The organism is Pseudonocardia nigra (assembly GCF_019396355.1).
GTDB classification, from domain to species: domain Bacteria; phylum Actinomycetota; class Actinomycetes; order Mycobacteriales; family Pseudonocardiaceae; genus Pseudonocardia; species Pseudonocardia nigra.
Window position 1 is genome coordinate 1 of the sequence record NZ_JAHKRK010000319.1, and the last position, 6447, is coordinate 6447.

Here is a 6447-nt window from a genome sequence, read left to right on the forward strand (position 1 = left end):
GCTGCTGGAGCGCTGCGACGTGCATTTCGGCCGGGGCCCGTTCGGGAAGCTGCATGTGCGGTTCGGGAAGGGGGCGCGGACCTCGGGGCCGCGGCCGCGGTGGGTGCCGATGCTGGACGGGCTGGACTCGTCGCCGAGGGGTCGGTCGACGCGTTCGCCGACGCGGGCTCGGACACCCACCGGATCGTCGACCTCGCCGCAGCGATGCTCACCGTCCCGGCCGCCGGCGGGGCGGTGCTCGACGTGCACGGCCGGCCGCTGGAGCTCGACCCCGACCTGACCCGGCGCTGGTCCGGCGTCGTCGCGGCCACGCCGCAGCTGGCGGAGGAGCTCGCCGCCGCGATCGCCGGTTGAAGCGGTTGCGCTGACACGGCCGGAGGTCCCCCAGGGGGTGCGGAACCTCACCTGATCGGGTATGTCCGTTACCTACCGGTGCGGGGGCGACCCGCGCCCCGACGACGGGAGCGTCCCCTGGACATCTGGCCCGGATCGCCGTATCCGCTCGGTGCCAACTACGACGGCGGCGGCACCAACTTCGCGTTGTTCTCCGAGGTCGCCGAGCGGGTGGAGCTCTGCCTGTTCGACGACGACGGTGTCGGGACGCGCGTGGACCTGCCCGAGCGCGAGGCCCTGGTCTGGCACGGGTACCTGCCCCGGTGCGGACCGGGCCAACGCTACGGCTACCGGGTGCACGGGCCCTACGACCCGCGCCGGGGGCTGCGCTGCAACCCGGCGAAGCTGCTGCTCGACCCCTACGCCAAGGCCGTCGACGGGGACATCACCTGGAACGAGGCGCTCTTCTCCTACCGGTTCGGGCACCCGCGGTCGGTCAACCGTGCGGACTCCGCGCCCTACATGCCGCGGTCGGTGGTGGTGAACCCGTTCTTCGACTGGGCGAACGACCGGCCGCTGCGCGTCCCGTACCACGAGACCGTGATCTACGAGGCGCACGTCAAGGGCATGACGATGACGCATCCGGACATCCCGGACGCGATCCGCGGCACCTACATGGGCCTCGTCCACCCGGCGATGATCAGGCACCTGAAGCGCCTCGGCGTCACGGCCGTCGAGCTGATGCCGGTGCACCAGTTCGTGCAGGACCACGCGCTCGGCGAGCGTGGCCTGTCGAACTACTGGGGCTACAACACCATCGGCTTCTTCGCCCCGCACGGCGACTACTCGTCCTTCGGCACCCGTGGTGAGCAGGTGCAGGAGTTCAAGACGATGGTAAAGCTGTTCCACCGGGCGGGGATCGAGGTGATCCTCGACGTGGTCTACAACCACACGGCGGAGGGCAACCACCTCGGGCCCACGCTGTCGTTCCGCGGCATCGACAACCACGTCTACTACCGGCTGGTGCCCGGCGACCCCGAGCACTACTACGACACGACGGGCACCGGGAACAGCCTCAACGTGCGGCAGCACCAGTCACTGCAGCTGATCATGGACTCGCTGCGGTACTGGGTCACGGAGATGCACGTCGACGGGTTCCGGTTCGACCTCGCCTCGGCGCTGGCGCGGGAATTCCACTCGGTCGACCGCCTCGCCGCGTTCTTCGACCTGGTGAACCAGGACCCGGTGGTGAGCCAGGTGAAGCTCATCGCGGAGCCGTGGGACGTCGGGGAGGGCGGCTACCAGGTGGGCGGGTTCCCTCCGCTGTGGACGGAGTGGAACGGCCGGTACCGCGACACCGTGCGGGACTTCTGGCGCGGGGAGCCCGCGAGCCTCGGTGAGTTCGCCTCGCGCTTCACGGGATCGTCCGAGCTGTACGAGAAGGACAACCGGCGGCCGATCGCGTCGATCAACTTCGTCACCGCGCACGACGGGTTCACGCTCGAGGACCTCGTCTCGTACAACGACAAGCACAACGAGGCCAACGGCGAGGGCAACCGCGACGGGGAGAGCCACAACCGGTCCTGGAACCACGGCGTGGAGGGCCCGACCGAGGACAACGCGGTGTTCGCGCTGCGCGAGCGCCAGAAACGGAACTTCGTCGCGACGCTGCTGCTCTCCCAGGGCGTGCCGATGCTCTCCCACGGCGACGAGCTGGGGCGCACCCAGTCGGGGAACAACAACGTCTACTGCCAGGACAACGAGCTGTCGTGGGTGGACTGGAAGCGCGCGAGGGAGCATTCGGTGTTCACCGACTTCGTCGCCGAGGTGGCCGCCCTGCGTGCCGCGCATCCGGTGTTCCGCCGCAGGCGGTTCTTCCAGGGCCGCCCGATCCGCGGCTCGAACATCGAGGACATCGTGTGGCTGCGCCCCGACGGCCAGGAGATGACCGACGACGACTGGGGCCCCGGGTTCGCCCGCACCCTCGGGGTCTACCTGAACGGCGACGGGATCCCCGAGCGCGACGCCGTGGGCGAGCGGGTGGTCGACGACTCGTTCCTGCTGCTGTTCAACGCCCACCACCAGCCCATCCCGTTCACGCTGCCGGGGGAGGCGTTCGGCCGGGTCTGGGAGATCGCGGTAGACACGGCCGACCCGCTGCGGGCCCGGGCGCGGCGCAGGCAGCGCGACGCGAAGCCGGGCGGGCGGCTGCGGATCACGGCCCGGTCGCTGTTGGTGTTGCGCAAGAGCTACTGAGCGGAGCTTGCGGAGCGAGCATCAGCACCGAGCGGAACCGGCGACCTCGCCCGCACGGACGAGCGCGGCGGCGCGGTGCCCGATGCGGTGCCGCTCCAGCGCGCGGGTCCCGGCGGGCAGGTGCACCCGTCGGCCGCGGACGACGACCACGATGACCGAGCCGGCGGGCAGGACAGCGTCGAGCGCCGCGACGAGGTCGGCCTCGCCGCTCCGTCCGTCGTGCGGGGTCCAGTGGGTCCGGTCGCCGTGCGGGACGTCGGCGATGACGACGTCGGGGGCCTGCGCGGCGACGATCGGGGCGAGCTGCGCCGGGTCGAGGGCGTTCGCGCGGTGGAGCGACCAGGCGAGGTCTCCGCCGTCGGCGGCGAGCCGGTCCCTGAGCCGGTGTGCCGCGGCGCTCGCCCGCTCGTGCGAGGCCTTGCCGTGCGCGTCGGCCAGCCCGCGGAGCTCGCACTCGCGCTGAGCCAGCCCGTCCGCGGTCAGGAGTGCGAGGTTCCGTTCGGCGAGGGCCAGGGCAGCGGGCTCGGCATCGCTGCCGACCACCGCACCCAGCCGGCTGCGCCGCAGCAGCGCCACGGACGTCAGCAGCTGGCCGGCCCCGCAGCACGGGTCCCAGACGGTGACGGGCCCGGTGCCGGGCACGTGCTCGAGCGCGCGGCCGAGCAGTTCGAGCCCGAGCCGCACCGGGAACGCGGGCTGGCCGGGGGCCGAGCGCAGCACGGCGCCACTGGCGAGATCACTGAAGTCCTCGTCGGGCGCGTGGCGGTACTGCACGTACGCAGTATCGACGGCCCGACCCGGCGGTTCCCGGGCACGGCACACGGTGGGCGGGGGATCGCCGGCAAGGTGGCAATGCCGCCGTCCGGTGGCAGGAAAGCCACCTTGCCGGCACCCGGGACCGGGTCACCCCGTGAAGACGCCGATGCCGTTCGGGACCAGGCGGGCGGACGAGTCCGACGGGTCGTTGACGATCGTGACCTCGCCCGCCCCGGGCGCCCGGAACACCAGGGTGGAGGACCCGCCGCCGTCGAGGTTCATCCCGTCGACGGCGCCGAGCTGCGCGAGCAGTGCGGAGAGCTCGGAGAGGGTCGTCCCGACGCTGTCGTCCTGCCGCCCGTCGACGGTGACCAGGTAGAGCCGCGTGCCGTCCGGGCTGTGCGCCGCGGCGCTGCGCGGAGCGCGCTCCCGGTCGTCGAGGCGCTCGGTGGGCCTGCCGTCGCGCAGGATCGGGCTCCCACCGACGGCGAACTGCGGGGTGACGCCGCTCTCGGGCACGAGCGCGTACGAGACCTGCACCGGGTCGCCCACCTGCAGCGCGCGCAGCGCCGCCGCGCCCTGCTCACGTCCGAGCAGCGCGATCTCGTTCGGCGGCAGGCGCCCGGCGCCCGGCGCGCCGACCGCGGCCACGACGCGGTCGCGGACGAGCACCTCCACGCGATCGGGGGCGCACGGGGCGTTCCGATCGCTGTCGGAACCGCACAGCGTCTGGCCGCGGTCCGCCTCGCCCCAGTCCCGGGTGAAGATCCCGATCCCACCGACGGGGACGGCGTGCTGGTTCAGCCCGACGACGGGGAGCGTCCCGTGCGGGCTGTCCACGCGGGCGTCGAGGCGCAGACGGTCGACCCGCGCGACCCGGTCGACGCCCACCGTGAAGACGTAGTCCATCTCGGCGCCCGGGACGGCGGGTGCGCCGCGACGGCCCTGGGGAACCGCGGCCTTCAGCGGGCGCGTGGACTGGACGGCGGGGCCCGCCGGGGCGCTGGTGCTGCCGATGTCGAAGAAGTCGCCGTTGATCGCGGCGACGGCACCGGCCGTGTTCGCCATCGCGGCGACCGACGCCCTGGCGGCCACGGCACCGGCGGTGACGAGGTCGGTGCGCACCGCCGGGTCGTCGAGCGCGACCTCGACGACGTCGCCCATGACCTGGCCCGCGGCGTCGGTCGTCGTGAACTCGCGATGGGTCACCCCCGGCGCGACCGGCTGCGCGGGCAGCAGCTCGCCGAGGACCTGTTCCAGCCCTTCGGGTGGCGGCTCGGGCGGCGGCGTCGGCTCCCCGCCCGGGGCGAGCGCGAGCACCGCCGTGAGTAGGAGCCCGAGCGCTGGACGTACTCGTCCCGCTAGCTGCATGCGCGCCCCTCCGGATGATCTCGACGCCGGCAGGGCGGGATGAGACCACACAGTGACCGGCTCCGCCCACCGGTGATCACGACCAGGTGAAACGGGCGGCGGACGGGGTCAAATCCGGCAACTTGGTCGCTACCGTGGCCCACATGGTCACAGTCGAGCGGGAGTCCTCGGCCGCCTCCTTTGCCGTGGTCCGCAGGGGCTTCGACCCAGTACAGGTGACCAAGCACCTGGACCGGCTCGACGCCGACATGAAGATCCTCGCCGCCGATCGGGCTGCCGCGGTCGAACAGGCCGCGCAGCTCGGCAAGGAGCTCGACACCGCGCGGAGCGAGCTCGACGCCGCCCGCGCGGAGGCCGAGCGGCTACGCAACGAGCTGCGCGTCATGTCCGGGCCACCGGACAGCGTCGGCAGCATGAGCGAGCGGCTGCAGGTGATGCTGCGGCTGGCCCAGGACGAGTTCGGGGAGATGCGGGCGGCGGCCGCGGCGCATGCGGCCGCGCACGCCGCGGAGATCATCGCCGCGGTGGGCGAGGAAGCCGGGCACGAGTTCGACCCGAGCGACTTCGACTCGAGCGAGAACGGCTACGCCTGGACGGTCCCGGACACCGAGCGCGAGATCGACCGCATGCGCCGCGAGGCCGCCGAGGAGCGCGCCCGGCTGGACGAAGCGGCCGTCATGCGGCGCGCGAAGGAGGACGAGGAGTTCCGCAAGACGCTCGTCCTGCGCTGCCGCGAGGCGATGGCGCAGATCGCGAAGCTGCAGTCCGAGAGCCTGCGCACCGCGCAGCGCGTGATCGAGGACGCGGACAAGCAAGCGAAGACGGTGCTCGCGGAGACCCGCGACACCGTGCGGCGCACGGTGGACGAAGCCCAGCGCGAGGTCGACGACCTGCACGGGCTGCGCGACCGGCTCGCGAAGCAGCTCGACACGAGCCGTCAACTGCTCGAGCGGGCGATGCCGGAGGCGGCGAAGCTGCTGGTGCAGGTTCCCGACCAGCTGTCCGTCACGCCCGACCCGGCTGAACGGAACGGCCTGCAACAGGCCGAGCAACCCGCGCAACCGGCCGCCCAGCCGGTTGAGCAGCCGGCCGCGCAGCAGGAGGAGCAGGTCGCCGCACCGCCCGCCGAGCACAACGGTGAGCAGCACGCGGTCCAGCAGCAGCCGGAGCAGGCGCCTGCCCAGCAGGCCGCGCCGCCGGTGCAGCAGCAGCCGGAGTACGCGCCTGCCCAGCCGGCGGCTCAGCAGGCCGGGCCGCCGGTGCAGCAGCAGCCGGAGTACGCACCGGTCCAGGCGGCCGCTCAGCAGGCCGAGCCGTTCGTGCCGCAGCCCTCCGTGCCGCAACCCTCCGTGTCGCAGCCCTCCGTGTCGCAGCAGGCTGAGCAGACCGGGCCCCAGCCCGTATCGCAGGCGGCGGAACAGCCGGTGTCCCGGCAGCCCGAGCGCGACCACGAGCCCGACCCCGACGGGGCGCCGAGCATGCCGACGCCGACGCTGGCCGCGCCCGTGCGGTACCTGCCGACCGCGACGCCGCCGCCGTCCTACTAGTACTGGTCCCGGACGCCCCGCTCGATGGCAGCAAAGCCACTTTCATGCCAGCTCGTGGCGTGAAAGTGGCTGTCAGGAGAATCGACCGCAGCCTATGAGGCCTTGGCGAGTGTGACCTCGTATCCGAGGTCTTGGAGTGCCTTGAGGTGGCGGTCGCGGCGACGGTCGGGGCTGTCGTGGCGGC

The 6447-nt window shown here is 72.9% G+C and carries 5 protein-coding genes; 3 read left to right on the forward strand and 2 right to left on the reverse strand.

Translation table 11 applies throughout. The features are described from left to right. Positions 1 to 99: 99 nt before the first annotated feature. Positions 100 to 354 carry an inositol monophosphatase family protein gene (locus tag KME75_RS39010; RefSeq protein ID WP_308283466.1) on the forward strand — a complete coding sequence of 85 codons (255 nt, stop codon included), beginning with the start codon at positions 100 to 102 and terminating at the stop codon, positions 352 to 354. 117 nt (positions 355 to 471) lie between these two features. Then, positions 472 to 2589, forward strand: coding sequence for a glycogen debranching protein GlgX (glgX, locus tag KME75_RS39015; protein WP_219419970.1), 2118 nt, complete (start codon positions 472 to 474; stop codon positions 2587 to 2589). A gap of 21 nt (positions 2590 to 2610) precedes the next feature. On the opposite strand, the gene KME75_RS39020 is transcribed toward glgX, so the two are convergent. Both KME75_RS39020 and KME75_RS39025 read right to left on the reverse strand, forming a co-directional pair. Then, positions 2611 to 3363, reverse strand: coding sequence for an rRNA methyltransferase (locus tag KME75_RS39020; RefSeq protein ID WP_219419967.1), 753 nt, complete (start codon positions 3361 to 3363; stop codon positions 2611 to 2613). A 129-nt stretch (positions 3364 to 3492) separates the two neighbouring features. Continuing rightward, positions 3493 to 4716 (reverse strand): phosphodiester glycosidase family protein, encoded by a 1224-nt coding sequence (locus KME75_RS39025; RefSeq protein WP_219419968.1) that lies wholly within the window; start codon positions 4714 to 4716, stop codon positions 3493 to 3495. Positions 4717 to 4859: 143 nt separating this feature from the next. On the opposite strand from KME75_RS39025, the gene KME75_RS39030 reads away from it, so the two are divergent. Continuing rightward, the gene (locus KME75_RS39030; protein ID WP_219419969.1) at positions 4860 to 6263 is read left to right on the forward strand and encodes a hypothetical protein; all 1404 of its coding nucleotides are present in this window, start codon (positions 4860 to 4862) and stop codon (positions 6261 to 6263) included. The last annotated feature ends 184 nt before the right edge of the window (positions 6264 to 6447 follow it).